Here is a 26,259-nt window from a genome sequence, read left to right as displayed (position 1 = left end):
CAAATTCAAATTAGGACTAGCTGACTGCTTACAAGGGGAGTTACACTTATCGTGCCAACTTTTATATGTATGTTTTAATTGGGTTTTATTATTTTGCGGGGTAAGTGCTGCTGAGGTGTTTTAGCAAATTGAGATAGGGCCGTTGCAGTTTGCAATACTTTAACTGAGAGCATCAAAGCGCTTTTCATTGGTTTGCTTTGATGTATGGCGTTAACCCGTTTAGGATTGATTTAGCTATTCACTTTAGCTATTCACTTTAGCTATTCACTTTAGCTATTTACTTTAGCTATTCACTCTAGCTATTTACTTTAGCTATTCACTCTAGCTAATAGTGGTGCCAGCGTGTATTGGCAAGTGAGTGAAAGGCAAAACTAACAGGATGGACAAATGAACAAATCGACCTCTTTATTGATGAGCATGGGTTTGCTGCCAGCGAGCTTAACCTTGTTAGCTGGATTAACTTTATCAGGCTGTAGCCAAGATGTGCCAAAGCAGCAAACTGAGCAATCGACTATGCAATCAAGTGCGCAATCAAGTGCGCAATCAACTGCAGCAGTTGAAAGTAGCTTGTGTACTCAAGCTTGGTTTAAGCAAGTAGATCAACAACTGATTTCAGGCGATGGTCAAGGTCATGGGCCTGACTTAGGCTCAGATGAATGGCAGTCGGTGATTGAATTTAAGTTAGGTGTAAGGGGCGACACTGATGTGCCAAATCGACACTCTAAGGCTTGGTGCGCGTATGTGCAGCAGAAGTTATCTCAGTAACCAGCTGCCATTATCTATGTGAGTGTTATCCATTTTTATCAGCTCTTATCAAGGGCTGACTTCTGCGTCACTTTAGCGCTTAAAGAGGGGTGATAGCTGTGCATGCTATGGGGTTTAATCATCTATTACCAAAAAATTGTTGATAATGTAACAACTATTAGCCCCTTTAAGCATAGGGACCTAGCGACTATTATCAACGTTCTTACGTCGTTAGGAAGTTATTTTAATTCTGTTTGCTATGGCGGGGTTAAATAAGCTTATAACCATATAAAGTGCTTAATTAATAATAGTTTTTTACATAAAAAGTTAAAAGTAACTTATTAAATAAGCATTTGTTTTGAGTTTATTTAGCTTAGCTAAGCAAAGTAATGATTTTATTGAATACTTTATAACTTATGGCATTCGGCAGTTGCATTTCCCGTGGATGAAAGCCGGGAATATTAATGAAAGTGGAGACAGTAAATATGACACATCCAATTATTGAAGACTTAAACAATCGCTATACAGCAAAGCGTTATGATCCTTCAAAGCGTGTTTCAAAAGAAGATTTAGCGGTGATCTGTGAGGCGATGCGACTTTCAGCATCTTCAATTAATTCACAGCCTTGGAAGTTTATTGTGCTTGAAAGTGATGCAGCAAAACAAAGAATGCACGACACTTTCGCCAATAAATATCAGTTCAATCAGCCCCATGCTAAAGCCTGTTCTCATATTATTTTATTTGCCCATAACCCTCACTATACCCGTGACGATTATGCCAAAGTGGTTGATAAGGGCATTGAAGATGGTCGCACAAAACCTGAAAATCGCGAGCAAGCTTTTGGTGGTTACTCTTTTGCTGAATTAAATACCGATGCACAGGGTAATAACGAGGCGTGGACACGCTCTCAAGCTTATCTTGCACTGGGTAACACCTTGCATACTTTAGCCCGTTTAGGTATCGACTCGACCACAATGGAAGGGGTTGATAGTAAACTTATCGGTGATATTTTTGCCGAAGAATTAGATGGTTATGAATGCTATGTTGGTTTAGCTATCGGTTACCATCATAGTGATGAAGATTACAATGCCAGCTTACCTAAGTCGCGTCTTGCATTTGATCAAGTGATAAAAATTATTTAATGGCGTAAGCCATAGCCGCTGTGATGACAGTGTTTTGTTACCACTTAGGTAACAAAACACAATGATTAGTCCTTCAAGGCAGCGGCTTTTTTGAGTACGGCTTCTGGCTCTTCAGCTCGCAGCGTCATACCTAATACAATTAATCCCGGCCAAAATAAATAGGCTAGAATTTCTAAATTCTCGCCGAAGGTATATAAACTTAACATCAGTAAAATTGCCATGCCGACTCTGGCCATAGGCTGACTAAATAATCGGATCAATAATATCAAGAAGGTGACTAACATCGGAATTGCTAACGCTACAGCGCCGACAACGCCTTTAACAAACAATAATCCATACCAAGTATGATGCGAGCCTATGGGCATGTATTCCACCATGTGCGGCCCTCGCTCAACGATACCATGGCCAAAGATCACCGCTTCATTCATCCACCTTTCAACGGCAATATCAGCCAAAGCTTGACGAACGCGAGTTGAATCGGCGCGGGCAGCTTTTATGGCGGCAATACTGATTTGTATTTTGTTGATAGTGGCTTCACCGACAACCCCAATAAGTAACATTAACGGGCTAAGTAAAAAGTACAGTAAAGGTGAGCGCACAAGTTTAAATAGGGTGAAAAAGCCGATTAAGGCGAAATAACACACCAAGCCAAGACGGGATTGCGACATTAATACCATCAGTAAGCTGCCTGCAATGCCCCACTTTTTCCAACGTGAATCCTTTTCTTGTACGGCAAAAATAAAATATAAGTTACCTAGCATGCCTAATGCCGGTGCCCATGGGGTAAACAGACGCCAGCGGGGAACGCCGCTGCCAGGGTCGATTTCATATAAACTGACGCTGAAAAACTCAGGCCCTGGGCCACCAATAATGCTCAGTGGCGACACATATAAGGTGCTGGGCAAGCCAACTTTCCAAGCAATTAAAAACAGCGGGAACAGCAAAATAGTATGTTTGCAGACTCTGCAGCAGGCACGATAAATAATTTCAGGCCGAATAGATAAGCAGCCAATAAGCGGAAATATTGCCAGTAAGGCCCAGCCTTTGGCCCAGCCAATAGATGATTTAATTAATTTGCCAATACCTAAGCCAAAATCGAGGTGGCCGACCACTAAGGCAATAAGCATGAACAACATGCCAAACACCCATACATAATGGCTGATGCTAATTCTATATGTTTGCTGACCTGAAATTTTTTTATAAAGTAAGCGTGCAAATAGCACCCATGCAATCACAGGTGCAATGACATATAAAGCACCAAACAGCCAAAATAAATAACTATAAACAATGCTGTTGTATATTATTTTTTCGTCAACATTTTGCGCAACAATGGTTTGCGGATCCATAAAATGCTCAACCCTAGCAGTAACATGAAAGAAGCGCTTAACCCACCAAAGATAATTAGTATGCTGGCTAATTTATTGGGAGAATGAGCTAAACTCGGCGGCGAAAATAATTGCAACATGGGGTAAGCCGAGTAGATATCTGATTTACCCACATCCAATTTTGCCATCGCAGAGGTTAATACCGTAGTGGCTAACTGGTGTTCACGTTGTAAATCTGCAAGCTTGGCGGCATCATCGTTACTGTGCTGCAAGCGTAGCTCCCACTGATCAATTTGCGCGATCAGTGAATCTACTTCTGATTGCGTCGCTTGTCGTTTTGAGGCTATGGTAATGAACTCTTGCATCATCACTGCGCGGCCATCAACATCATCCACCGTTAGCATCATTAAAATTTTCTCATCTTGAAATCCAATAATGGTATTAAAGCGCTGCTTCATACTATCGAAGATACTGTCTAACTCTGCTTTTAGGGTGACTAATGTCGGGTGACGACGACCCAAGCGCCCAGCATTTTCAATGTAAGTGGTATTGGCGGTGTTGTGTTTTTCAAGTAACTGCTGAAACAGCTTATCATTGTTGAGTTTGAGTAAAATCGCAGCTTGTGAGTCATTAATGCCAAGGTGTTTTTCATAGAGTTCATAGCTGGCATTTAAACCTTGCAGTGACGCTGAAAGGGTCACTTTACTATGGCGTAAGCGCTCAATGGTGATGGCTAACTCTTTAAACTGATCAAGGGTTATTAGGCCTCGCTCAGATTGAAAATCCAGTAATTGCTTTTGTGTTTGCTTTACTCGGGCGTTATAGCTTTTCAGGCTACGTTGAATACCTCGCTCGCGCAGGCTATTTTCATCAAAACGCAGATCATCAAGAATGTCTTGTAAAGAACGATACATAGCCCAGCCACGTTTTTGAGCTTGCTCTGGCGATGCGCCATTAATACTAAACTCCATTAAGCCCGTTTGACTGGGGAGTTTAAGTTTGGGTTTTGGTATTTCATTGCTAGGCACTTTTAAATAAAACGCAGCGGTTTGCATCAGCAAGCTGCTCATGGAAATCGCTTTAAAATTCTCTCTTGGATCAATGGCCGAGCTCATATAAGGCGAGCTATTGGAGCTACTTGCTTGACCAAGGCTGTCAAGGCTTAGGGAAGACCCCGCTGCGACCCCAGGTAATATGACCACCCATTTACTTTCGTATTTGGTGGGGGTTAGCGCGATAAAAACAGCCACCAACAGCCAGACAATGAGCAGTGATATCAAGGCTGTTTTGATGTACAGGCGTTTACGGGCTTTAGGGGTTAAGTGGCTGCCTTCTAATGTGGCGCGTTTAATCCAATATAAATAGGCAAGTTCTGAAAAGCTGGCGTAATCTTGCTCTGTTTCGATGTCAGTGTTTTGTGCGCTTTGGGTTTCATTTTCAAGCTTAACGTCAGTATCAGCACTGGAGCTTGTGTGCGCCCCTGCCCCAGAGTCTGCTTGTTTCTGGCTCTGTTCGCCTTTGCCGCTTTTGCAGTTTCCTTGGCTCATTATTGTCTCCTTACAACCATCCGATAAGGGTTGTTGGCACGACCAATTCAGTTACTGTTCTGGCTATTTCACGGATATTAGTTACGCGAGAGTCATAACAGGCAAGTCCATCACCGGGGAGTAATACTGGGTTTGATTCATTATTCCAGGCCGTTTGAATTAAGCCATCAATTGAGCGTTCGACAATATCTATTTGATTAGATAATGGATTTTTAGTCACTAGGATAACGTAACGACTGGCATTGGTGGTTTGGGCACCACCGACACAGTTGGCCGCAATGGCGCCATTTAGCAAGCGGGTGCCGTAAGGAAAGCGTGTTGCTTCACGGTCTACTGCTGACTGACTATTTGAACTTGCAGGTTGCGTTAAGTTTGACATAAATACCCTGATCCCTGGTGTTGTCAACTGAGAAGGTCTGGCTAATTGATCATTAAATGAATGCGTCGAAGGAACATGTACATGATCGCCAGCCATTAAAGTCATGTTTGGTACTTTCTCTCCCGTTAGCATACCACGTAAATCCATATTGAAAACCTGACCATTACGGATGACCTTAATTGCTGAAATATCAGCATCTGGGCGCACCCCACCAGAAGACTTCACCGCGGCGGCTACATTACGCTGAATGGCTTGGTCACCAGCAAAGTTACTGCCATCATCTTTAAGTTCAATGGGGAGTTTTTTGTTGATCATGTGCTGACCTGGCTCAAATACTGCGCCAGAGGTGGTGATTTCAATAGGTGCCCAGCTAATAGGTAATATACTGATACGCACCGCATGGGCCAACATCAGATTTTCATCGATTAATATGTTTCTGATTTGATTGTTTAATTGATTAAGAGTCAGTCCTGTAACTGAAATTGGCGGTAAATAAGGCAGATAGATATTGCCGTCGGCATCTACTTCCACATCTTTACTAAATTCATCACCATTGAGTATTTTTACCGAAATTTTATCCCCTACAGATAATGACAATGCTTGCTGGGTATCAACCACCATCGACTTATTACCGAAAATTGGCGCAGTAGGGAAAGTCGTATGGTTTGAGGTCACAGCGCTGACCTTTCTGTTATAAGGCGTTTTTTGGCCAAAGTAATGGCAGCTAGTGAGTTGCTGCTCTAAATCACAAACATCTTGCTCAGCTGGTTGCATAGGGGTCACGCAAGCGGTTAAGCCTGCGATAATAGCGATAGAAAGTAGTGATTTGAATATGTTCATTTCTGTTCCCCTTTACGTCCGTGATTTAGTGGTTCCTGCTTAGCTTGCTAACTCTGAGATGATTTGTTCATCAAAGTCAGAGGGTTCAACAATGCTGCTATGACGCAAAAAATCTAACGCTAACGCCTCAGTTTCAAAAATCTCAAAAATATGGTGTAGGCGCGTTAATTCAATTAATGAACGTACCGCAGGACTAGGTGACAGTAATACGATGTTGCCTTGATAATTAAGCGCTTGATTACGGGCGGAGATAAGCACAGATAAGCCACTTGAATCGATGTACTCTAAATGCTGCATGTCGATAACTAAGCGGGTATGGCCTCTATCAATATAATCAACCAGTGCCGCTCGGTAAGTTGGGGTATGAGCCATAAACATTCTGATAGGTAATGTTACTACACTTGCATGTTGGGCTACTTTGATTTCAAATTTCATAACCTGCTCCTAAACATCTATTGATGCGCTAACTTTGATTAACTAAATCGTGATGAGATAAATGACGTCTAAAATTGAATGGGTGGATTAATCATTTATCCTCTGCTTAATCTATAGTTAGCAGGATGCGTGCCAATTATTTAGTTGTTATTAATCAGTGGTTTGAGGTTTTGTTTTGCTGTCGTCTGGCTGTGTGTTGCTTATTGCTAAGCTTTAATTGCGGTTTAAAACTATGTCGTTGCAGAATGCAAAAGCACTGATTACAACTTCACGACCTAGTATTTGCAATTCGCAGTATTGATTTAGTTTATATTGCAGGGAAGGGTCAGCCTAAGTACAGATAATATGAATTTTCGATAAAACGGCTTTGGTTTGATATAGATTGTTTGATATAGAGTGTTTGCTAACTTGTATTTGGGCAAAGACGTATTTCAAGTTGGTTTATGAATGTCTGGACATAACTTTAGCAACTAAATATCTACTAGGTTCTTTCCTAGTAGTGATAAAATATCCGCATTAGAATAACCGAGAAAATCTATGTTTATCCATCATGTTAACGGCATCGACTGGCTGGTGATTACAGCTTTTGAAGAACTTAAAACTTTATTTATTGAAGAAGCTGGTGCGATCCCCTTTTGCTTCTCAACCGCCAGCGAATTGAACCTGATTGATCAAGCCAAGCGCACTTATGGATATTTGCCTGCACTCAGCGGCGTAATCACAGATACTGGCACTTTTCAACGTCAGGATAACGAAGAAGATTTGAACCCACAACTTGCCTGCATAGTTGAGGGGCGTGGTCGGGTATTTATCTATCACGGCGGCTTTGTGGCTTTTGTGGATGACGAGCAAACCTTTATTACCCGAATGGACTGAACATTATTCAGTAAGTTGAAATCGGCGAATTGGCATCCTTAGTCATGCAAAGCTGGATTAACTATGTTGTTATCGCTAATGCTTATAAAAGTTGTGTCGCTATTGGTTTACATTCCGCCCAAAGCATTAGCCCAAGTTTATACTTAATCTCAAGTGAGTGCCTAATACCGTTGCCTGTTGCTGCACCTGATCCATCCATTGATGCATTATCCATAAGCCGCGGCCGTTGGCTTTGTGTTTGTTAGGACAAGTGCTAGGGGGGGCTAGTGGGGTAAAGTTTGAGTTATCTAATATATCAATAATCAACTTGTTATCGTTTTTCTGTAATAACAGCTTAATATCTTCAGCGTCATCAGCGCTGTGCTGTTGCACATTATTGGTGGCTTCGAGTGCACAACTGATGAGTTTGAAGCGTTGTAATGGCTCAACCTTATTGCTGATCAAAAACTGTTCTAGTTCGTCATAAACTTGATCTGCTGTCATTGAATTGATGCTTATGTTCAATTGAGTGTTATTCATATTAACTCCTTAAGCTGTGGGTCACTGTGGGTTAATTCAAAAATATAAGCTGTTAATTTAAGTGCTTATCTTCGTTCTAAATCTAAATCTAACTCTATAATCAGCAATAATTGGCATACAGTTATCATCACAATGATTGCTATAACTTTTTAATCGGGTGCGGTAAATAGTAGCAGTGACATATCATCTTGGGGTTGCGACTGCTGCCAAAGGTTGAGTAAGTAACTTAAGTGACTCAATAAATTCGCCGCTGGCATGGCTTTAGCTGATAAGCAGCGCTGTTTTAAGCGCTCTAAGCCAAACATGCCAAACTTTGGATGATTAACTTCATACACGCCATCTGAAAACAGCAGTAGTTGCTCACCCGGGTAAAGTTGGTATTGACCACTTTGGTATTGGCAGTGTTTATCAATACCAATTGGCATACCTGTGGGCACATCGATGCTTTGCACATCGAGTTTAGAAATGATTAATGGTAATGGGTGACCTGCATTACACAGTTGTAATTCATGGGTGTTTATATTGATTTTACCTATCATTACAGTGGCAAACTGGCCCAAATTACCAGGATCATCAAAGAGATTGTTTAAGGCATTCATGACCTTTTCTGGCGATTGCTGCCAGTTCATCCTTTGGGGTGATAAGCCTTGGGCGAGGGTAAAACTGAGCATAGCAGCACTGGCACCGTGACCCGATACATCGATAACATAGAAGCCTATCCACTGTTCATCAATTTCAAAGCATTGCAAAATATCGCCTGCAAGTTCCTCTGCGGGTTCAAAATAATGTCGGATAGTCCAATTATTGAAGGCTAAATTATTTTTTGGCAGTAAGGATTGCTGCAAAATCGCAGCTTGGGTCAGTTCAGACTGTTTTTGAGAAAGTAAACTTTGCAGCTGTTGCTTACTTTCAAGTACCGACTTTTTTGCTTGAATGAGCCTTACTGCAGCTTGAATTTTGACTTTTAATACTGAGGCCAAAAAAGGTTTGGTAATGTAATCATCAGCACCTGAGTCCATAGCATAAATCATGTCTTGAGTTTGATCGTTACCGGTTAAAAGCAAGAAGTAACCGGGATCTGTTTTGGTCTTTAGTCTTTTACACAGCTCAACACCGTTCATCCTAGGCATGCGCCAGTCGCTGACAATTAAGTCAAACTGCTGGGTACGGCACTTCTCCAGTGCCGTTAAGCCATCTTCACATTGCACCATCTCAAACTGTACATTTTCCGGCTGAAAACTTTGAATTAAACTGGCAATGTAATAGCGTTCACTGAATGTGTCTTCCACTAACAGGATGGAGATAGTCGACGTTGACGCATTAGCATTTTGCATGGCGATTCTCTATTAAGTTTGTTTAATAACTTATTAAAGCAAAAGCTGTTCCATAATTTTTAAATAATAAAATCAGGTGGTTAAGCAGCTTTCTAGTAAGATTTACTATTTGCATTTTCAGATTGGGAATAATTTTTTGCAAAATGCGAACAGGTAATTCATAGTGAGTAATAATGTAGTAAACATTTGCTTTGGAATAGATTTTTGACAGGGTTAAACAGCGCTGTTTGCAAAATGCATCAGGAGAAGGAATTTGTCATTTAGATTAAAAGCGATAATTGCCATTGGATTAATGCAAGTCGTACTATTACTGATGCTAATTGTTAATAGTTTAGCTGTTATCAAAGAGACCAATCAGCAAGAAGCAAGGCAGCAAGCTCAACTTGCAGCGCAGCTGGTGGCTAATAGTATTAACCCTGATAAGGCCCGCGAGTCCATCTTACTGCTTAAACAATCTTTAGAAGCCCACCACATTAGCCATATTGATTCAATCGAAGTATCCAAAGCAGATAAGCTATTGTATTCGGCTCAGCGTAATGGCCAAGGCATGTTTGAGATCATGAAAGCTGTGACCCCAAAAGAGCATACTGTTGAGGTGGTGGCAGTATCTAATAATGGCACTGGCATTCAAATAAGCGTACTTGTTAATACCGATGAATTTGATAATAGCGTTGAAGCAGTGGCGTTGAAATATAGCGCATTAATGATTTTAGTGATCATTTTGATTTCATTTTTATCTTGGTATCAGGGCCTTAAGCTCATCAGACATATTTTTAATATTCAGCATGCCTCAAAGCGGGTGCTTGAAGGGGAATCAGGGGTGCAAGTGGTTGAGCCCGGCACCCAAGATATCACCGATACGACTAACGCCTTTAATGCCATGCTTAAAAACTTGGATGAAAAACGCAGTGATTTACAAGGTGCCAATGTTCGCTTAAATACCATATTAGATTCAGCGGCTGATGGCTTTGTCATTATTGATGTTAACGGCGTGATTAATGAAGTGAATAATGCCGTCAGTAAGTTATTTGGCTATGAAAAAGCACAGCTTATTGATGAAAATGTGTCTATTTTAATGCCGATGGCAGATCGCTTTATGCATGATGGCTATATCAAGCATTATCTTACAACGGGTGATGCAAAAATTATTGGTAACAGTCGTGAGTTAAAAGCGCAGCATAAAGATGGCAGCTTATTTCCTATCGAGCTAACCATTTCAAAAATGCAAATTGATGGTGAGATTCTATTTTTAGGCTTTATCAAAGATTTAACCGAACTTAAAAAAGAGCAACAAACCGCTGCCAGAACTCAATCTATTTTGGTGGCAACCATTGAAGCCACCCATGATGCGTTAATCTCTATTGATATTAGCGGCAGAGTGGTTGAGTTTAATGCTGCGGCGGTCAAACTGTTTGGCTATGAGCGCGAAGAGGCATTAGGTGAAAGGCTGGAAGATTTAATTATTCCCGCAGGTTTCCATAGTGCCCATAAAAATGGCATGGAGCATCACCGCCGCACTGGTGAAGGGCCTGTGCTGAATAATCGCATCGAAGTTCCTGCCCATAATAAAGCTGGCGAGGAGTTTCCGGTTGAATTGCGGGTGATCCCCATTCAATTAGGTGATGAAATGTTCTTCACCGCTTTTTTACGCAATATTTCAGAGCAAAAATCCAGAGAAGAAGAATTAAGATTAGCCAAAGAGCAAGCAGAGGCGGGCAGTGAAGCTAAGTCACGATTTTTAGCCACTATGAGCCATGAAATTCGCTCACCACTGAATGCCGTACTTGGCAGTGTTGATTTGCTTTTAGACTCTCAACTTGAAAAGGGCCAGCGCATGTATGCTCGCGCGGCTAAAGAAGCGGGCTCAGTCTTGTTAAGTACCATTAATGATATTTTGGACTTCTCGAAGATTGAAGCTGGGCAAATGCAACTGGAAGCGAAAGAGTTTCAACCTGATAAGTTAGTCGCGCAAGTGTTACAGATTTTGTCCCATAAAGCCCATGATAAAGGAGTGCATCTTGGCAGTGTTATTGACCGAGATGTACCGCAAATTTTAATCGGAGATGCGCAGCGTATTAGGCAAGTGCTGCAAAATCTGGTGGATAATGCGATTAAGTTTTCAACCGATGGGTGTATTGCTGTTGAGATTGAGATTATCAACCGCGATAACGGCAAGGTGCAACTGAGCTGTAAGGTAAAAGATCAAGGCATTGGGATCAGTGAAATATCACAACAGAAGTTATTTAGAGAGTTTTCTCAGGTTCATGACACGCATACCACCAGTTATGCAGGTACAGGCTTAGGCTTAGCCATATGTTCTGAACTGGCTAAAATGATGGGGGGCAACCTCAGCGTTCAAAGCCAACTAGGCCAAGGAAGTGAGTTTACATTAACTGTGGTACTTGATGAACCTGCTGAAATAACAACTGTTGATATTGCTTTATCAACAGCGCCTCGGGTGTTAGTGATTCACCCCGATATGACCCTTTGTGAGTTAATTGAAAAGCAATACCGCCAATATGGCGTCGAGACATGCTTTGCGCATCAGCTCAGCGAGCTTGATAGTCAATCAAGCAACAACGGCCAATTTGATGTCATCATGCTCGATGAAAGCTGTATTTTAGACTGTGAACATCAAAGCGTAGAGGGCTTATCAAATCGCTATTTGACTAAGACAGGCTATATCACGGCTTTGTTATCTGGGGTGAATACACAAGTGCAGGCGCGCAGTACTGACTTAGGCATAGTCGAGTCTGTCAGCAAGCCATTAAGCCGAGAGATATTACTAAGCTTAATCAGTAATGCCAGTAATGTAGAAAAGAGTGATAAGCAGATCATTGAAAGTAAATTAACCCTGCCTGATGGCTGTAAATTATTACTCGCAGAAGATAGCCCAGTAAACCAAATGGTCGCAGGTACGATATTGACCAATAGCGGCGCAGTCATGACCTATGCTAATAACGGTGTAGAAGCGGTAGAGATAGGGTTAAAGCAAGAGTTTGATTTAATTTTGATGGATATTCGTATGCCTGAAATGGATGGCCTTGAAGCGTGCCGTAAAATTTTAGCCAGTAAGCCTGATCAAATTATCTTGGCCATGTCAGCCAACGTATTCAGTGAAGAGGTTGCAGCATGTAAAGACGCCGGCATGCTTGGGTTTATTGGTAAGCCGGTTAAAAAGCAGGATTTGATCTCTGGGATAAATTACTGGTTAACTCAGGTGAAGGGCAATGCTAATGACGCGATGGAAATAACTCATGAGGTTAGTGACGAGGTTAGTGATATTGCAGCAGAGAAAGAAACTCACATTAAGCCAACAGCTGAGGTAAATGAAATCCTATTAGCTGACACCTCAAATGGCTTAATAGCTGAAACCACACATGAAACTATAACTGAAACCATAAATGAAACAATAGCTGATGATGTGTTGTTGGATCAGCAGGTGTTTGATGAGTTACTAAAAGCGGTAGGTGAAGCAAGCTTAGTTAAAATGATGAAGGTATTTCATAATGAAACTAAGATGCGTATCGATATTTTAAAAACCATCACTGCCAATGGAAGCCGAGCAGAGATTGAAGATCAAGTTCATACCATTAAAAGTAGTGCAGGCAGTTTTGGGGCGCAAAAGTTATCTGAAGTAGCCATTTTACTTGAGGCCGCAGCCAGAACCGAAGATGAACCTTTAGCCGCATTATTTGAGCAGATATTTGTGGTTGCTGAGCAAAGCTTGACGTTAATTGAGCAACGATTTGATATCGGTCATAAATAATTAAATAAGGAAGTTACCCATGGGATTTAGTGCCGTTCTTGTAGAAGATAGTATGTCATTAGGCGCATTGTACAGCGAATACCTTTGTGCCGAAGGCGCCGAAGTCACCTTGGTTAATTTTGGTGAAGATGCATTAAAAGAACTTGCCCGTAAACAACCAGACTTATTAGTGTTAGATATTAAATTGCCGGATATGTCGGGAATGGATATTTTGACCAAAGTGCAGCAAGACTACCCGCAGATCACCGTCATTATGATCACTGCTTATGGCACCATCGATTTAGCCGTAGATGCCATGCGCGCCGGTGCGTTTGATTTTCTAGTTAAGCCTTTTGATAGTAAAAGGTTGGCGATTACTGTGCGTAATGCTCTGAAGCAAAAAGACTTATTGGCACTTGTGACCAATTATGAAAATAGCCTCCCAAAAACCAATTTTCATGGCTTTATTGGTGACTCCTTAGCCATGCAAACCGTATATAACACCATTGATTGCGTGGCCAACAGTAAAGCGTCAGTGTTTGTGATGGGCGAAAGTGGCACAGGTAAAGAGGTTTGCGCCCAAGCGATCCATCAAGCAGGAACACGAGCACAAGAAGCTTTTATTGCTTTAAACTGCGCCTCAATTCCGAAAGATTTAATTGAAAGCGAAATTTTTGGTCACACCAAAGGTGCGTTTACTGGCGCTGTGAGTAATCGTGATGGCGCAGCAACTCGTGCTGATGGTGGCACTTTGTTTCTTGATGAACTGTGTGAAATGGATTTAGAGTTGCAAAGTAAATTGCTACGCTTTATTCAAACTGGGGTATTTCAGCGTGTAGGCGGCACTAAAGAAGAAAAAGTTGATGTGCGTTTTATTAGTGCCACCAACCGAGACCCATGGAAAGAAGTGCAAGAAGGACGCTTTCGGGAAGATTTATATTATCGCTTACATGTTATCCCTATAGAACTGCCGCCTTTAAGACAAAGGGGCAAAGACGTGATGTCTATTGCTAAAAAGCTGTTGAAGCAATACAGCAAAGAAGAGGGCAAATCTTTTAAACGTTTCTCTACCGAAGTTGAACGTTGCTTTGTCAATTACCCATGGCCAGGTAACGTGCGTCAACTGCAGAATGTGATCAGGCAAATTGTAGTGCTTAACACAGCCGAAGAAGTGTCTTTGGCCATGTTACCTGCGCAAATGAGCACCGCAGTGTCATTGTCGATGACAGATTTAAACACCTCAGCCGCACCAGTAGAGGCAAAGGCGCATTATGCAAGCGAGTCAGGCTTTGAAAATGCGGCTCAACAGGCCCTACAAAAAACAACAGAAACAGCTCCTAATCAACAAACTCAGGTCGTTGATGATGATATACAGCCATTGTGGTTAATCGAAAAAATGACCATTGAAACCGCTATTGAGCAATGTGACGGTAATATTCCAAAAGCCGCGGGTTTATTAGATGTAAGCCCTTCGACTATCTATCGTAAAAAGCAGCAATGGGAAGATAAAGGTTTGTAGTTTAAAGAGTCTGTTTTAGCTTTAGTTACATAGGAAATACAGAAAAGCCCATCAAATGATGGGCTTTATTATATTTCAGTGTGTTAATTTGCTATTGTGGTTAGCAATTAAAAATCACGTTCCCAGCCAGCGTAAACGGTGGTTTCCCAATCGCTGCTGGTATCAACTTCAGGATACTCACTGTAGCCAACAGTGCCGCCAAGTTTTAACTTACCTTCATAAAATGGTCGGTGGTAACTGGCATCAAGCTGCAACAAACGCTCATAACGGCCAGGGGATACCGGATTTCCACCAGTTGGGTTACCAGTGTCTACCCCATCAAAGTTAAGTTTGGCATAACGAAACTTAGTCGATAAGCTTTGGCCATGTTGTAGTTGAGTAATACCACCTAACACCACAACGCGAGAATCATTATCATAGGTGCTGCCTAAGCTGCGGCCATAGTAACGATAACCACTTTTATAAAAGCCGTGTTCATACATGCAGTTGTAGACGTTAGAGTCTTCGCCACAGGCAGCTGCAGTATCTGAGTATTCAGCAAAAAAACGGGTGTTAAGTGAGGCAATAAAAACATCTACCCCACCCATGTTTGAGGCGTTAATCAGCTTATGTTTCTCATTGTGATAGTCTTCGTGGATGCGCTCGTAGTAAATACCATAAGGTACGCCCCAAGCGGTATCAGACCATCTAAAATCGTAACCTGCGAGCATGTTTTCTTGACCGTTTTCAAGCTCACTTTCAGACATCCCGCCATTAAATAAGCCATCCCACCAATCAGACAAGCTGTTGCCGTAGCCTTCACCGCCCCATTGCATGGTCCAAGAAAAGCCAATTTCTAATTTTGAAATGGGTCTTAGGGTACCACGAGCGCCCCAATGCTGGGTGTCAGGCACATAGCGATCACTTTCCATTTGGCTAAAGCTGGTGGTAAAGGTCCACGGACCAACCCAGTTTAACCAAGGGGTTTCAAAGGCATTACTGTCATTACGAGAAAAGGTAATGCCTGGCATAGGTCTGGCATTGGTGGTTTGGATTAAACCTGAGTCCCAACTTGGCCCCCAATATTTTTGCACTGCGCCGCCAGTGACAATCCAGTTACCCAGTTTGACTGCTGCAAAGCTATTATCTAGGCGAGTTTCATTGCCATCTGCTGAGTCGTAATGGTAACTCGCTGCTAAGCGGCCACTAAACCAGTCTTGGGTGACTTCTGCTGTAAATTCAACTTCAGCTTTGTCGCGATAGTCATTACCGTAACCAATAAAGCGAGCTTTTTCATTGGCGCCACTTAAGCTGGCACCTAAAGTCACAGCTTGATGATCTTTATTGTAAGCGCGCATCACACGATGATAAGCATCTTTTTGATGCACCGACATTGGGCTGTCAGCAGCATTATCTAAATCTTTTTTTATCCCAGACCACATTAATGGAAAGGTAGTCACAGGCTGAATAATAACGCCAGTATCAGAAAGTAATTGTATATCTGCTCTAAGCGGCAAGTCTGTAGGTTCCACCCACCAAGCGGCTTGGGTAGAAAAGCTAGTAAATAGTGCTATCCCTGCTAGTATTTTTAACTTCATTGAATGCTCTTTGGGGTGAAATGACTCACCAAATGATAAAAATTAGTTGTTAGCGCTATGATAACAGCCAATTGTGTAATTAACGTATTGAGAAAAGCAATTTTTACTGAATGTTACAAAACACTCAATCCTCGCGGCACAAAGGTAGCCAGTTAGTTACAAAAATTATTGATGCAGCCTGAGGATTAATTTTTTGTATTAATTGATAATTAGTCAATGATTAGCGCAAGCAGCGAATGGCTGCAGAGCAGTAGGCCTGCAATATGCAATCCTGTAAGCTAGTAAAATTAAGCTGCCAGAACTGTTTGGCAGATATTCGATATTTTGAAAACTGTGAAACTTTATATATGAAAATAGTGTTATTAACCCATGAGCGAGAGCTAACCAGAGCAACCAATACTGGCCAGTGGGTTACGCAAGTCTTGGCTGATGCTGCGCCGGTGATCACTTGGCAACGTAAATCCCCAAGTGATGAGTTATTGCAAATGATCGCCTCAGGAAAAGTGGCTTTAGTGTTCCCATCTGAAGAGGAGACAAACCCGTTAAAGGTTGATGATGAGGCTTTTTCAGAAAAGTCGTCTAAGGCTGCAGTTATCCCTTCATCTACTACTTCTAAACCGTCAGCTTTAGCTCAGTTTGATGCGCTAGTGATCATCGATGCCACCTGGCAAGAAGCGCGCAAAATGTATAACCGCAGCCCTTATTTACAGGCGCTTGAAAATGTCAGCTTAACGCCGAAACATGCATCTTTATATCAATTAAGGCGCAATCAAGTAGAAGGGGGGTTATGCACTGCAGAGTGTGCTATTGAAATACTCAATCAGATTGGTCAAAGCGAGATGGCCGCTGACATTATGTCGCTGTTATTGCAGCAGTTGAATCTCAAGCCGTAAACTCAACAATATAATAAAAGGGTGAGACATAGTGAGTATACAGTAAAAACCATGTTCATTTGCGCGTGAGTGAGTGGCAAGCCTTTACTGGCAATGCTTCTTGTGACATTTAAAGCGTACACACTATGTATATTGGTGTGTACGCTTTTTATCCCTGAAGGCTTAGCAAGGCGATGGCATCACTGCGTGAAAACCATCACCCTGCCAAAAGGGTATTTAAGGGACATGATGGTAAAGTAAAATAATAAAGCCACTCCTTACGCTCGCACAGCTCACTACTCGCTAGGCATTTATGATTTTTCTTGACCACCCGCTGAAACACGTTTCTGGACAGAAATCATTTAGAGTACTCTGTCTACGTCGACTAATATTGATTAGAAAAAGTATCCGAAATTATCAAAGATCTATAATTAGTTTCACCCTCTTTATCTACAAAACGAGCGGTGAACGGTAGCCGAAGAGTACAGGGCAAGATCACGAAGCTTTACCTTGTGCTAAGTTTTTTATCTTATACTTCTTTTTGATAACAAACCAAGTCAACCATGTCTAAGCTCAATTTATTCAAGTACTTTGTAGCCTTCATTGCATTTTGACCTTATAACTCTTTATTAAAAACGACGTATACTCCCTCAAAAGTAGCAACCAACTCATCCGCACAAAATAGATTGCAGGCTATTTGAACACGACCTTTTCCCTTGCGTTGAAACGCACGATGAAACCGAGACCACGCCGTAAGGTTGTCATATTTACATACTGCTGTTACATCTTTGCTGGCGGGTTTCAAGTATCGAATGCTATTTTTTTGAATAACAATTTGATGTTTTTTACCCTCCAGCTGGGCATAAACTAAAGACCAACCTGCCAAAATACCAACAACAGACAAGCTGCCGCCAAACACCGTATTCATGTGGTTTGTATTCATTCTCAATGGTGCAGTAATCTCGATATTTTTGCTGCTACAAGTATTCACACCGATACCGAGAGACTTTGATACTGGTATATGATGATGAAGGTAGACTTCAAGCTCTCTATGTTTCATATAGACCGTTGCCTTTTTTAGACCGCCAAAATATTGCAAAAGTCCGTTTTAGAGGGATGCAGGAATTACATTTTAGCTAATTCAGTTAATACTTGCTTATACGTATCCACTGATTGGGCTCCAGAAATAGCGCTCTCGCGATTGAATACAACTGTTGGAACACCTGATATACCCGCTTGTTTCCATTTCTGTTCCAGCGACTGGACATGACTTCGCATATTATCGTCATCTAGGCATTGCATTGCTTCGTCAACATTAATACCAAGACTTTGCAACTCTTGCTCGAGGGTACTCTTGCTGGATATATCTTTTTGCTCGCTATAAAACGAAGCAAATAACCGGTTTTTAAGCTCGGTTTGCTTGCCTACACTTTTTGCATGCTCCAGAAGAATATGAGCATCAAGGGTATTTACAGCTTTTAGCCCGTCAAAGTAGTCGAATTTAAACCCAACGTCTTCTCCAAGCTCTGTCATCTCTTTTCTGAAACGAATGCTATCTTCTAATGTAGTACCGTACTTCCTTTTAAGGTGGGCACGTAGGTCTTCACCTTCAAGCGGCATATCTGGATTTAACTGAAAAGGTTGCCACTCAATCTCAATGCGATCTTCTATCCCAAGCTCTTTTATCGCGGTATTTAAACGCTTATAACCGATAATACACCAAGGACAAATCACATCTGACACTATATCCAATTTGATTTTCTTATTCATATTTAACTCTTTTTTATCAAGCGTTTAGCTTCAATTTTATTTCATTAAATAACACTAAGCTGAATCCAAATTGTTTATTATTCGGTATCCTGCTCATTTTCACCGTAGAGAGTTGCGGTTCTATATTTTTTGCTCACAAAGCTGAATTGTTGGAACGGTATTAGTGAAGTTCGGTACATCAGCTTTTATCTTCTCTGCATTTGGGCCAAATGCCGTTTGAAATGACTCTATAGATTCAAATGAAATTGTACTAATCGCCACATATGCCGCTGCTTCACCAGGAACAACACTTGTTAGCCCTGCATCTACTGTCGCCCCTTTTAGTGCGTCTCCCAGAAGCTCTCCTATCATAGGAACATGTTTGTTGCAGTAGTAATCAAAATCAAAAATCACATCATCGTTATTTGGGTATATTACGTATACTTTAATCATTGCTTTTTCCCTTTTTCTTTCACTAAAGTTTTAAACTGTTGGGGGTTACATTTTGTTCTTGGGCATTGCTTTTCCAATCATTGATTCACCCATTATTGCCTGCTTTTGGTGGGAGATGATCCCAGAAAGAATAGCGGTCATTCGATTACGTTTACCTGGAACCACAACTGCTTTTCTACCCAAACCATTGATAGCTATTTCTGCTACTTCCGCAGGATCTTTTGCAACCATAGGTAGTTTTGACCAGTCAACACCATTATCAGCAGTCATCGGTGTAGTTGTTAACCCAGGAGAAAGAACCGTTACATCAATACCTTTGGGTTTAAGTTCGCCATGAAGAGATGCACCTAGCTGAAGAACATAGGCTTTGGTACCTGCATAATTTGAAAAATATGGGGAAACCATATGACCAGAAAGACTTGATACCATTAAAATACCGCCTCTTTTTCTTTCGATCATCGCTGGTGTAAAGTGGTGAGTCAGTTGCAATACAGAGGTAACGTTAAGCTGTATCATCTTCAACTCTTGCTCTAGAGATGATTTAGCAAACGAACCATTAACTTCAATACCAGCGGCTAGTACAAGTAGCCCAATACTTTTGTCAATTTGCTTAACTTTTTCGACGCCTTCTGACGTACTTAAGTCAGCAGAAACTGTCATTGCTTTAATTCCGTAGCGTTCCGTAAGCAACGTAGCTTGCTCTTCAAGCTCTTTTTCTCGACGAGCGACCAAAACAACGTTCAATCCTTTTGCCGCAATCTGGCTTGCCATTTCTGCGCCAATGCCTGATGTTGCCCCTGTGATAAGTGCCCAATCACCATATTTTTCTTTAAAGCTGATACCCATAATTCGTTACCTTTCTCTGTGTTTAGTTGATGGGGTAACTATATGGAATTTGGAGGTACAGAGCTCTCCATAAAAGTTCAAAAATTGCTCACATTAGTTCAAACGAGCCAACCTGAATAGAAAGGTTAAAATGCGGTGGTGTCAAGTTAAACGAAATTGAGAAGGGGATAGGCCTGTTTGTCCTTTAAAGGCACGGTTAAACGTGGAAACCGACTCGAAACCCGTTTCAAAAACGATGTCGGAGATACGTAAGCTATTATCTTTCAGTAACACTTTAGCTTTGTTGATTTTTAATTTGCTAATGTATTTTATTGGGGGTTCTGAATACACCTCTTTAAACTTACGTTTAAAAGTAGAAACACTCATATGACACAGTGCTGCCAACTCATCCACACTCAGATCCGCATACAGATTACTTTGGATAATATCTTCAAATTTGGCAAAGTTAGGTTTAAACATAGAAGCAAGAAAATCGAGTTCAGAAGGTGCGCCGGTTCTTTTCGCCATAAGAATGACAAATTCACGTAGTTTGCTCTCGATAAGCAAATCATCCGCCAACTCTGGAGAATCCAGCAATATACTGATGCTATCACGATAGTGCTCTAGCAATTTGTCCACTTCAACCTGCAAAATATTATAATCGACCCTGTATTTTGACTGGCTAATATCAAAGTTAAACAGTGACTGAAATATTTCAGGATAGAGAAGGATACCAATCGCTTCACCTGCACCTTCATCATTATGATAGCTAGTGTTTTCATAAAAGTAGTTAGTGCATTTTGCCAGTATTCCGCAGTTTTTGTTCAATGAAGCAGATTCTGTCTGTTCCCTGACGTTAAAATCGCCATTTGTGACAAACGCAAAACACGCTTCACTGTCTACAAATACGCGCGGCATACGTTTGAAACTGGGTATATCTTGTTTTTGAAAAACAATACGTCCATTATATTTTATTGTTTTCATTTAAAGGCACCATTCAATAGTATTGCGATAAGGATAAAGCAGTCTACCTGCTCGATTAACTAATTGGCTCAACTAGAATCGTGTTGCTACGGTGCTGCATTCATAATCATTAGACATCTAAAACTCGACAACAAAACTAAAGCTCGAGAATAGCCTACGCATAATCTATTTTTCAAATGTACTCAATACAAGCATGAATACGTGTATAGATCGAGCGAGAGATTCATGTGGTCTTTGCCCTCTTGATTGAACTTTGAGTCCTTGACGAAACGTAAGGAAATAGTCGGTCAAATGCTCCGCATCTATACCATCAATAAGTCGTTCTGTTTTCTCATATTGAGTAAAAAATGCCAGTGTTGCAATACGACCTTGTTCAAACTTCTTAATAACATACTCATAGAGGGCTGGTTCGTTTGATTTTAATTCAACAATACTGTTTGTAATTAAGCAGCCGTAAGTGAGTAGATCATTCTCTGGATTTAAGAACTCACTATCAAATAAATATTGAAGATTCTCTGATATTAATTTATCTGAGTCGAGTTTCCTGAGTACCACAGACATGTGATGCTCAACATAGAAATCTACTATACATTTAAACACGGTTTCTTTGTTGCCAAACGCGTTGTAAATACTGGTTTTAGTTAATCCTGTAACGGTCGATAATTGATCCACCTTAGTCGACGCATAACCATGCTGCCAAAAATATTTGGCCATAACTCCAAGCACTTCTATCTCGTCAAACTGTCTTTTCTTTGCCATTTATCTATACAACTACATAAAATTCTTATTGACACCTATTGTACTAGTTAGTACATTAATTGCAAATGTACTAACTGGTACAATTAAACAAAACAATGAGGAACAAACGATGTTTTCAGCTATAGCACTATCACTACTTGGATTTGCCTCAACGGTGATTGGAAGTTTGCATTACTTTCTAAAAGTAAAAAAGAACAAGCCTCCCAAAAATCCTATCATCCTTATGCTAGCACTTGCGGCAGGTGTCCTTTTGGGGCTAGGTGCAATTATCAGTGGGATTATAAATATGCATTGGAGCTTTGTTTTCGTTGTCTTAATGTCCAGCTTTTCCATATTTCTTGGTGGTAAATTCATTTGGGTATTCAGTCAAAAAGATACTCCTCTAGGTGATATTAAAGTTGTAATTGGAGATAAGTTCCCACAATTCGAATCAACAACATATGACAACGAGATTTATTCGGCTGATGACATAAAAAATCAACGCGTTCTACTCAAGTTTTACCGAGGTGCTTGGTGTCCATACTGTAGTGCTGAATTAAAAATGTTTAACGATATGAAACCGACCCTAGATCGATATGGCGTTAAGGTCGTTGCGTTGTCGGGAGATACGGCAGAACAAGCAAAAATGCACATCGAACGAGATAGTTTAGATTTTCTTCTTTTGTCAGACCCAGAACTCAAAGTAGTTAAACAATACGGCGTTGAACACCACAAGGCTTTAGGGGCTGACTCGTCTAAAACAAAAACAGTATTAGGGCTGCCATTTCCTACTTCATTTGAATACAAATCAATGTCTATCCCAACATCGGTCTTAATTGATGAACATGGTGTCATCCAATGGATAGATCAGTCTGAAGACTATCGACTAAGAGCAAGCGAAGAACGATTAACTCAAGCCTTACGTAACGCTTTCACCATTAATAAATAATAAACCGAGAGAATTATTATGTTTAACTACCACAATATTGAAACAGCACCAGAAGCTTCAAAGCAAATGATGGAGCAATCTAAAAAATCACTTGGTTTAATTCCAAATTTACATAAAGTGCTAGCAGATGCTCCCGCAACTTATCAAGCTTATTTGAAGACTTATGAGTTATTCACGCAAAGTACACTATTCAGTCCACTCGAAGCTCAAGTGGTTCTGATGACCTCAAACTTTGAAAACAACTGTCACTATTGCGTTCCTGGTCATACGTGGATCATGAAATCAGCTAATATGCCAGAAAGCATTATTGAAGCACTACGGGAAGGAAATGAGTTACCTGATGTCAAACTACAAGCGTTGCATGTCTTTACTAAAGAGCTACTAGATAATCGTGGTCATATAGGTGATGAAAAGTTGCAGAACTTTCTAACGGTAGGATACACTGAGCGGCATGCACTTGAAGTGTTGACAGGCTTAGCTTGCAAACTCATTTCAAATTTCACCAATGCATTATCTCATACACCAGTTGATGCCCCATTAAAGGCTTTTGACTGGACTCACCCTTCAGAGAGGTAAGATCAATCTGAAGAGAGTATCTACTGATACTCTCTTTTAATGGCCGTGTATTTTCATAAGTATATGTGTTGTGGATTAGTAAATTTGGCCACATAGTCAGAACTCTAGGCATAAAGAAAAGTAAGTCAAATTACGAATCTTTAGTATAGCCTCATTCCTGCTCTAGCTTGTTATGGGGCATGAACGTGTCAGCAGCATTTCACTGACACGTACCTGGACAAAAACGTTTCAGAGCCGACAGTCTGCTCCGTGCCAAAAAAAACATTTTGGTGTAATTCGTTTTTAGCTCTTCGTGCAATAAGTCATTCTAGTTTCCTGGATAGCTTCATTCTCTTTCATAATTGCAATAGCACTCTTATAACTTTGAGTACTGTATAGTATTCTAGTTAAAAACCTCCATGGCAGGTGAGTATTACAATGACGTATATTTTAAAAACAAAAATAAAAAATTTTAAGAAATTCAGGGAGTATGAGGTTCAATTTGACCCCAGAAGAAATATTCTGATTGGGGATAATGAAGCAGGAAAGAGCACTATATTGACCGCTATTGAACTTGTATTGAGTGGCAGTAAAAGCAAGGTAGAGAGCTTGGGTATCGAAGCTTTGCTTAATGCCAGTGTTGTTTCAGAATTTCTAGCGGGTGAGAAGAATATAGACCGTCTTCCGAGTCTTCATATTGAATTATTTCTAAACGAAACAGGTAACCCAGACCTCAACGGTAGAAACAACAGTGATGGAAATTATGCTGACGGGCTTCAATTGGTCTGTGAGCCGAACGAAGAGTTAAGCGCGGAGATACGGCAAGTTTTGGATACTGAAGGTGATAACTTTCCATTCGAATTTTACGTTGCCAAGTTTATTACGTTCAATGGGGACGCATACTCCAGTTATCGGAAGTTTTTGCGCTTTTTGTCTATTGATAGCACTCAAATTAACAATGAGTACGCAAACAGTCAGTATATAAAAGCCATGTATGAAGCCACCGTAGAGCAACCTGTCCGTTACAGTCTAATGAATGAATATAGACAGCAAAAAAATGCCTTCAGGGATACTCAACTAAATGTAATTAATGATGATTTAGAAGGGTACGATTTTGCTATCCGCTCTGGCTCAAAGTTCAATTTGGAAACTGACCTAACTCTAACAGAGGAAGGCATTCCTATTGAAAATCGTGGTAAAGGAAAGCAGTGCTTTATAAAAACAGCGTTTGCATTGAGAGAGCGTGTTGAAGGCAAGAGAATCGATGTCTTGTTACTAGAAGAGCCTGAGAACCACCTTAGCCACACCAGCATGTATAAGCTAATTAGTCAGGTAGAGAAGGTTCATGATAATCAGGTGATAATTGCAACCCATAGTAGCCTAATTAGCTCTAGGTTAGATTTAAGAAAGTCGATCTTGCTGAATAGTGCGGCAACCAGACCTGCTACCTTGACAGACCTCACGAGGGATACCGCTAAGTTTTTTGCGAAAGCCCCTAACCATAACATCTTAGAGCATGTCCTTTCTGAAAAAGTAATTCTTGTTGAGGGTGATGCGGAATATATTCTGATGGAGTGCTTATACGAGCGAACTAAAGGTCATCCACCAAGCGAGGATGGAGTTCATATAATCTCAGTTGGTGGTACTAGCTTTAAACGATATATGGAAGTTTCTAAGTTGTTGAATATTAAGACGGCGGTGATCCGTGATAATGACAGTGACTATCAGAAAAACTGTATAAATAATTATCGTGATTATCAGGCAGATTGTATAACTGTGTGCGCTGACCCAGATAACACAAGAACAACTTTTGAAATATGCATGTATCAGGATAATAAAGATATATGCGACGACTTATTTTCAGGCGGAAGAATCCAATTAACACCGCTACAGTATATGTTGAATAACAAAACGACCACAGCATTTAGGTTACTTGACGAGAAGGCGAATGAAATCACTGTACCTCAATACATTAAAGAGGCCATTGAATGGATAAGCGAGTAGTACTAGCAGTTGCAGGATCTGGAAAAACACAACATATAATTGATAAATTAGACATACATAGTCGTGCGCTAATTGTTACTTACACTGTAAATAATACTACTAATCTAAAGAAACGTATTTTAAACAAATTTGGAGTAATGCCTAAAGGTGTACGTGTTTACACCTATTTTTCATTCCTAATGTCGTTCTGCGTGCGACCAATCGTTGGTAACGACATTAAGATAAAGGGGGTTAGCTATAGTGAACCGCCTAAATTTGCGAAACGCAACACTCACGAACATTACGTCAGTCAAGGAGCCCGACTTTACTATAACCGTATTGCGAAGATGATGATGGATTGTGATGGTGTGTCTGACATCGCTGAGCGTATTGAAAAGTATTTTGATTTCTTCTGCGTAGATGAAGTTCAAGATTTCGCAGCTAATGACTTCAATTTGCTTTGTCAGTTGTCGAAAATGGATGTGGAGGTATTATTTGTTGGTGACTTTTTTCAACATACTTTTGATACTAGCCGAGATGGTAATATTCAAAAAAACCTACATAACAACTATGAAGCATATCTTACCAAGCTCAAAGATTCAGGATACACAATCGACTTAGATACACTCTCCCACAGCTATAGATGTAGCCCTACAGTTTGCCAATTTGTTACTGAGCAAATTGGCATCACAATAAGCTCCCATCGACAAGATGGAGTCAATATTGCCCTAATTGACGATACTGAACATATTAAGAGGTTATTCTCCGACGACTCCATCGTTAAATTGTTTTTTAAAGAAAACTACAAGTACGTTGGAAGGACTGACAATTGGGGAAATACAAAAGGTTTGGATGATTTCGCTGACATCTGCATAGTTCTAAACCCGACCACATTCACAGCCTATACAAAAGGACGATTGGCTACTTTGGCACCATCGACGTTAAATAAGTTATACGTAGCTTGTACAAGAGCTAAAGGTAATGTGTATTTTGTCTCACAACGATTACTAGACGGGCACAAGAAATAAGTTAGATTTTATATCCGATTTCTCGCTAAAACCGACCTATAGAGTATTTACGTTAACTTATAATGGGGCATAAACATGTCAGCCAGCGCCTATCTAGCCTACGAAAGTGCAAAATACCGCATCACGGCATTCCAATCC

At 40.7% G+C, this 26,259-nt stretch carries 23 protein-coding genes; 10 read left to right on the top strand and 13 right to left on the bottom strand.

Annotated features, from left to right (window positions below):
* Window positions 1-387 precede the first annotated feature (387 nt).
* A complete protein-coding gene (locus Q4557_RS14665) occupies window positions 388-765 on the top strand; it encodes a hypothetical protein (protein ID WP_102439632.1) in 378 nt (125 codons plus the stop codon).
* A gap of 464 nt (window positions 766-1,229) precedes the next feature.
* Window positions 1,230-1,886: an NAD(P)H-dependent oxidoreductase gene (locus Q4557_RS14660; protein WP_102439631.1), complete on the top strand. Its 657-nt coding sequence runs from the start codon at window positions 1,230-1,232 to the stop codon at window positions 1,884-1,886.
* A 65-nt stretch (window positions 1,887-1,951) separates the two neighbouring features.
* On the opposite strand, the gene Q4557_RS14655 is transcribed toward Q4557_RS14660, so the two are convergent.
* The 4 genes from Q4557_RS14655 to Q4557_RS14640 are packed head-to-tail and all read right to left on the bottom strand — an operon-like array spanning window position 1,952 to window position 6,412.
* Window positions 1,952-3,232, bottom strand: a complete 1,281-nt coding sequence (locus Q4557_RS14655) for a capsular biosynthesis protein (protein WP_102519059.1) — start codon at window positions 3,230-3,232, stop codon at window positions 1,952-1,954.
* Window positions 3,187-4,758 (bottom strand): exopolysaccharide biosynthesis protein, encoded by a 1,572-nt coding sequence (locus Q4557_RS14650; protein WP_241904064.1) that lies wholly within the window; start codon window positions 4,756-4,758, stop codon window positions 3,187-3,189. The genes Q4557_RS14655 and Q4557_RS14650 overlap by 46 nt, the downstream gene beginning before the upstream one ends.
* A gap of 10 nt (window positions 4,759-4,768) precedes the next feature.
* Complete coding sequence (locus Q4557_RS14645; protein WP_102439629.1) at window positions 4,769-5,977, bottom strand: polysaccharide biosynthesis/export family protein; 1,209 nt, start codon at window positions 5,975-5,977, stop codon at window positions 4,769-4,771.
* 39 nt (window positions 5,978-6,016) lie between these two features.
* Window positions 6,017-6,412 (bottom strand): STAS domain-containing protein, encoded by a 396-nt coding sequence (locus Q4557_RS14640; RefSeq protein ID WP_076542877.1) that lies wholly within the window; start codon window positions 6,410-6,412, stop codon window positions 6,017-6,019.
* A gap of 537 nt (window positions 6,413-6,949) precedes the next feature.
* Between Q4557_RS14640 and Q4557_RS14635 the strand changes: the two genes are divergently transcribed.
* Window positions 6,950-7,288 carry a cytosolic protein gene (locus Q4557_RS14635; protein WP_102439628.1) on the top strand — a complete coding sequence of 113 codons (339 nt, stop codon included), beginning with the start codon at window positions 6,950-6,952 and terminating at the stop codon, window positions 7,286-7,288.
* A gap of 126 nt (window positions 7,289-7,414) precedes the next feature.
* On the opposite strand, the gene Q4557_RS14630 is transcribed toward Q4557_RS14635, so the two are convergent.
* Both Q4557_RS14630 and Q4557_RS14625 read right to left on the bottom strand, forming a co-directional pair.
* On the bottom strand, window positions 7,415-7,807 hold the full coding sequence (locus Q4557_RS14630; protein ID WP_102439627.1) for an ATP-binding protein: 393 nt from the start codon (window positions 7,805-7,807) through the stop codon (window positions 7,415-7,417).
* A gap of 149 nt (window positions 7,808-7,956) precedes the next feature.
* Window positions 7,957-9,141 (bottom strand): SpoIIE family protein phosphatase, encoded by a 1,185-nt coding sequence (locus Q4557_RS14625; protein ID WP_102439626.1) that lies wholly within the window; start codon window positions 9,139-9,141, stop codon window positions 7,957-7,959.
* Window positions 9,142-9,394: 253 nt separating this feature from the next.
* Between Q4557_RS14625 and Q4557_RS14620 the strand changes: the two genes are divergently transcribed.
* Together Q4557_RS14620 and Q4557_RS14615 are read left to right on the top strand one after the other, a co-directional pair.
* A complete protein-coding gene (locus Q4557_RS14620) occupies window positions 9,395-12,910 on the top strand; it encodes a PAS domain S-box protein (protein WP_303413625.1) in 3,516 nt (1,171 codons plus the stop codon).
* A 19-nt stretch (window positions 12,911-12,929) separates the two neighbouring features.
* The gene (locus Q4557_RS14615; RefSeq protein WP_303413623.1) at window positions 12,930-14,408 is read left to right on the top strand and encodes a sigma-54 dependent transcriptional regulator; all 1,479 of its coding nucleotides are present in this window, start codon (window positions 12,930-12,932) and stop codon (window positions 14,406-14,408) included.
* 107 nt (window positions 14,409-14,515) lie between these two features.
* On the opposite strand, the gene Q4557_RS14610 is transcribed toward Q4557_RS14615, so the two are convergent.
* Window positions 14,516-15,985 carry a capsule assembly Wzi family protein gene (locus Q4557_RS14610; protein ID WP_303413621.1) on the bottom strand — a complete coding sequence of 490 codons (1,470 nt, stop codon included), beginning with the start codon at window positions 15,983-15,985 and terminating at the stop codon, window positions 14,516-14,518.
* A gap of 263 nt (window positions 15,986-16,248) precedes the next feature.
* Here Q4557_RS14610 and Q4557_RS14605 point away from each other — a divergent pair, with 263 nt between their 5' ends.
* On the top strand, window positions 16,249-16,878 hold the full coding sequence (locus Q4557_RS14605) for a tRNA-uridine aminocarboxypropyltransferase (RefSeq protein WP_303413619.1): 630 nt from the start codon (window positions 16,249-16,251) through the stop codon (window positions 16,876-16,878).
* Between the two features lie 595 nt (window positions 16,879-17,473).
* Here Q4557_RS14605 and Q4557_RS14600 read toward each other — a convergent pair.
* The 6 genes from Q4557_RS14600 to Q4557_RS14575 form a co-directional block, all read right to left on the bottom strand.
* Window positions 17,474-17,917 carry a YiiD C-terminal domain-containing protein gene (locus tag Q4557_RS14600; RefSeq protein WP_082419996.1) on the bottom strand — a complete coding sequence of 148 codons (444 nt, stop codon included), beginning with the start codon at window positions 17,915-17,917 and terminating at the stop codon, window positions 17,474-17,476.
* Window positions 17,918-17,982: 65 nt separating this feature from the next.
* On the bottom strand, window positions 17,983-18,627 hold the full coding sequence (locus tag Q4557_RS14595) for a DsbA family oxidoreductase (protein WP_055024797.1): 645 nt from the start codon (window positions 18,625-18,627) through the stop codon (window positions 17,983-17,985).
* A gap of 120 nt (window positions 18,628-18,747) precedes the next feature.
* Window positions 18,748-19,059 carry an EthD family reductase gene (locus Q4557_RS14590; protein ID WP_055024798.1) on the bottom strand — a complete coding sequence of 104 codons (312 nt, stop codon included), beginning with the start codon at window positions 19,057-19,059 and terminating at the stop codon, window positions 18,748-18,750.
* A gap of 45 nt (window positions 19,060-19,104) precedes the next feature.
* Window positions 19,105-19,905, bottom strand: a complete 801-nt coding sequence (locus Q4557_RS14585) for an SDR family oxidoreductase (RefSeq protein WP_055024799.1) — start codon at window positions 19,903-19,905, stop codon at window positions 19,105-19,107.
* A gap of 141 nt (window positions 19,906-20,046) precedes the next feature.
* Window positions 20,047-20,868 carry an AraC family transcriptional regulator gene (locus Q4557_RS14580; RefSeq protein ID WP_198589623.1) on the bottom strand — a complete coding sequence of 274 codons (822 nt, stop codon included), beginning with the start codon at window positions 20,866-20,868 and terminating at the stop codon, window positions 20,047-20,049.
* 165 nt (window positions 20,869-21,033) lie between these two features.
* Window positions 21,034-21,627, bottom strand: a complete 594-nt coding sequence (locus tag Q4557_RS14575; protein WP_055024800.1) for a TetR/AcrR family transcriptional regulator — start codon at window positions 21,625-21,627, stop codon at window positions 21,034-21,036.
* Window positions 21,628-21,736: 109 nt separating this feature from the next.
* On the opposite strand from Q4557_RS14575, the gene Q4557_RS14570 reads away from it, so the two are divergent.
* From Q4557_RS14570 to Q4557_RS14555, 4 genes are all read left to right on the top strand, one after another.
* Window positions 21,737-22,555: a peroxiredoxin family protein gene (locus Q4557_RS14570; protein ID WP_055024801.1), complete on the top strand. Its 819-nt coding sequence runs from the start codon at window positions 21,737-21,739 to the stop codon at window positions 22,553-22,555.
* An 18-nt stretch (window positions 22,556-22,573) separates the two neighbouring features.
* On the top strand, window positions 22,574-23,131 hold the full coding sequence (locus Q4557_RS14565; RefSeq protein ID WP_055024802.1) for a carboxymuconolactone decarboxylase family protein: 558 nt from the start codon (window positions 22,574-22,576) through the stop codon (window positions 23,129-23,131).
* 417 nt (window positions 23,132-23,548) lie between these two features.
* Window positions 23,549-25,114 (top strand): ATP-dependent endonuclease, encoded by a 1,566-nt coding sequence (locus Q4557_RS14560; protein ID WP_303413585.1) that lies wholly within the window; start codon window positions 23,549-23,551, stop codon window positions 25,112-25,114.
* Window positions 25,099-26,121 (top strand): AAA family ATPase, encoded by a 1,023-nt coding sequence (locus Q4557_RS14555; protein ID WP_303413583.1) that lies wholly within the window; start codon window positions 25,099-25,101, stop codon window positions 26,119-26,121. The genes Q4557_RS14560 and Q4557_RS14555 overlap by 16 nt, the downstream gene beginning before the upstream one ends.
* The last annotated feature ends 138 nt before the right edge of the window (window positions 26,122-26,259 follow it).

It is taken from the genome of Shewanella sp. 5_MG-2023 (assembly GCF_030547465.1).
Classification (GTDB): Bacteria; Pseudomonadota; Gammaproteobacteria; order Enterobacterales; family Shewanellaceae; genus Shewanella.
Note: the sequence above shows the minus strand (reverse complement) of the source record. Positions and strands in the feature narration are given on the sequence as shown.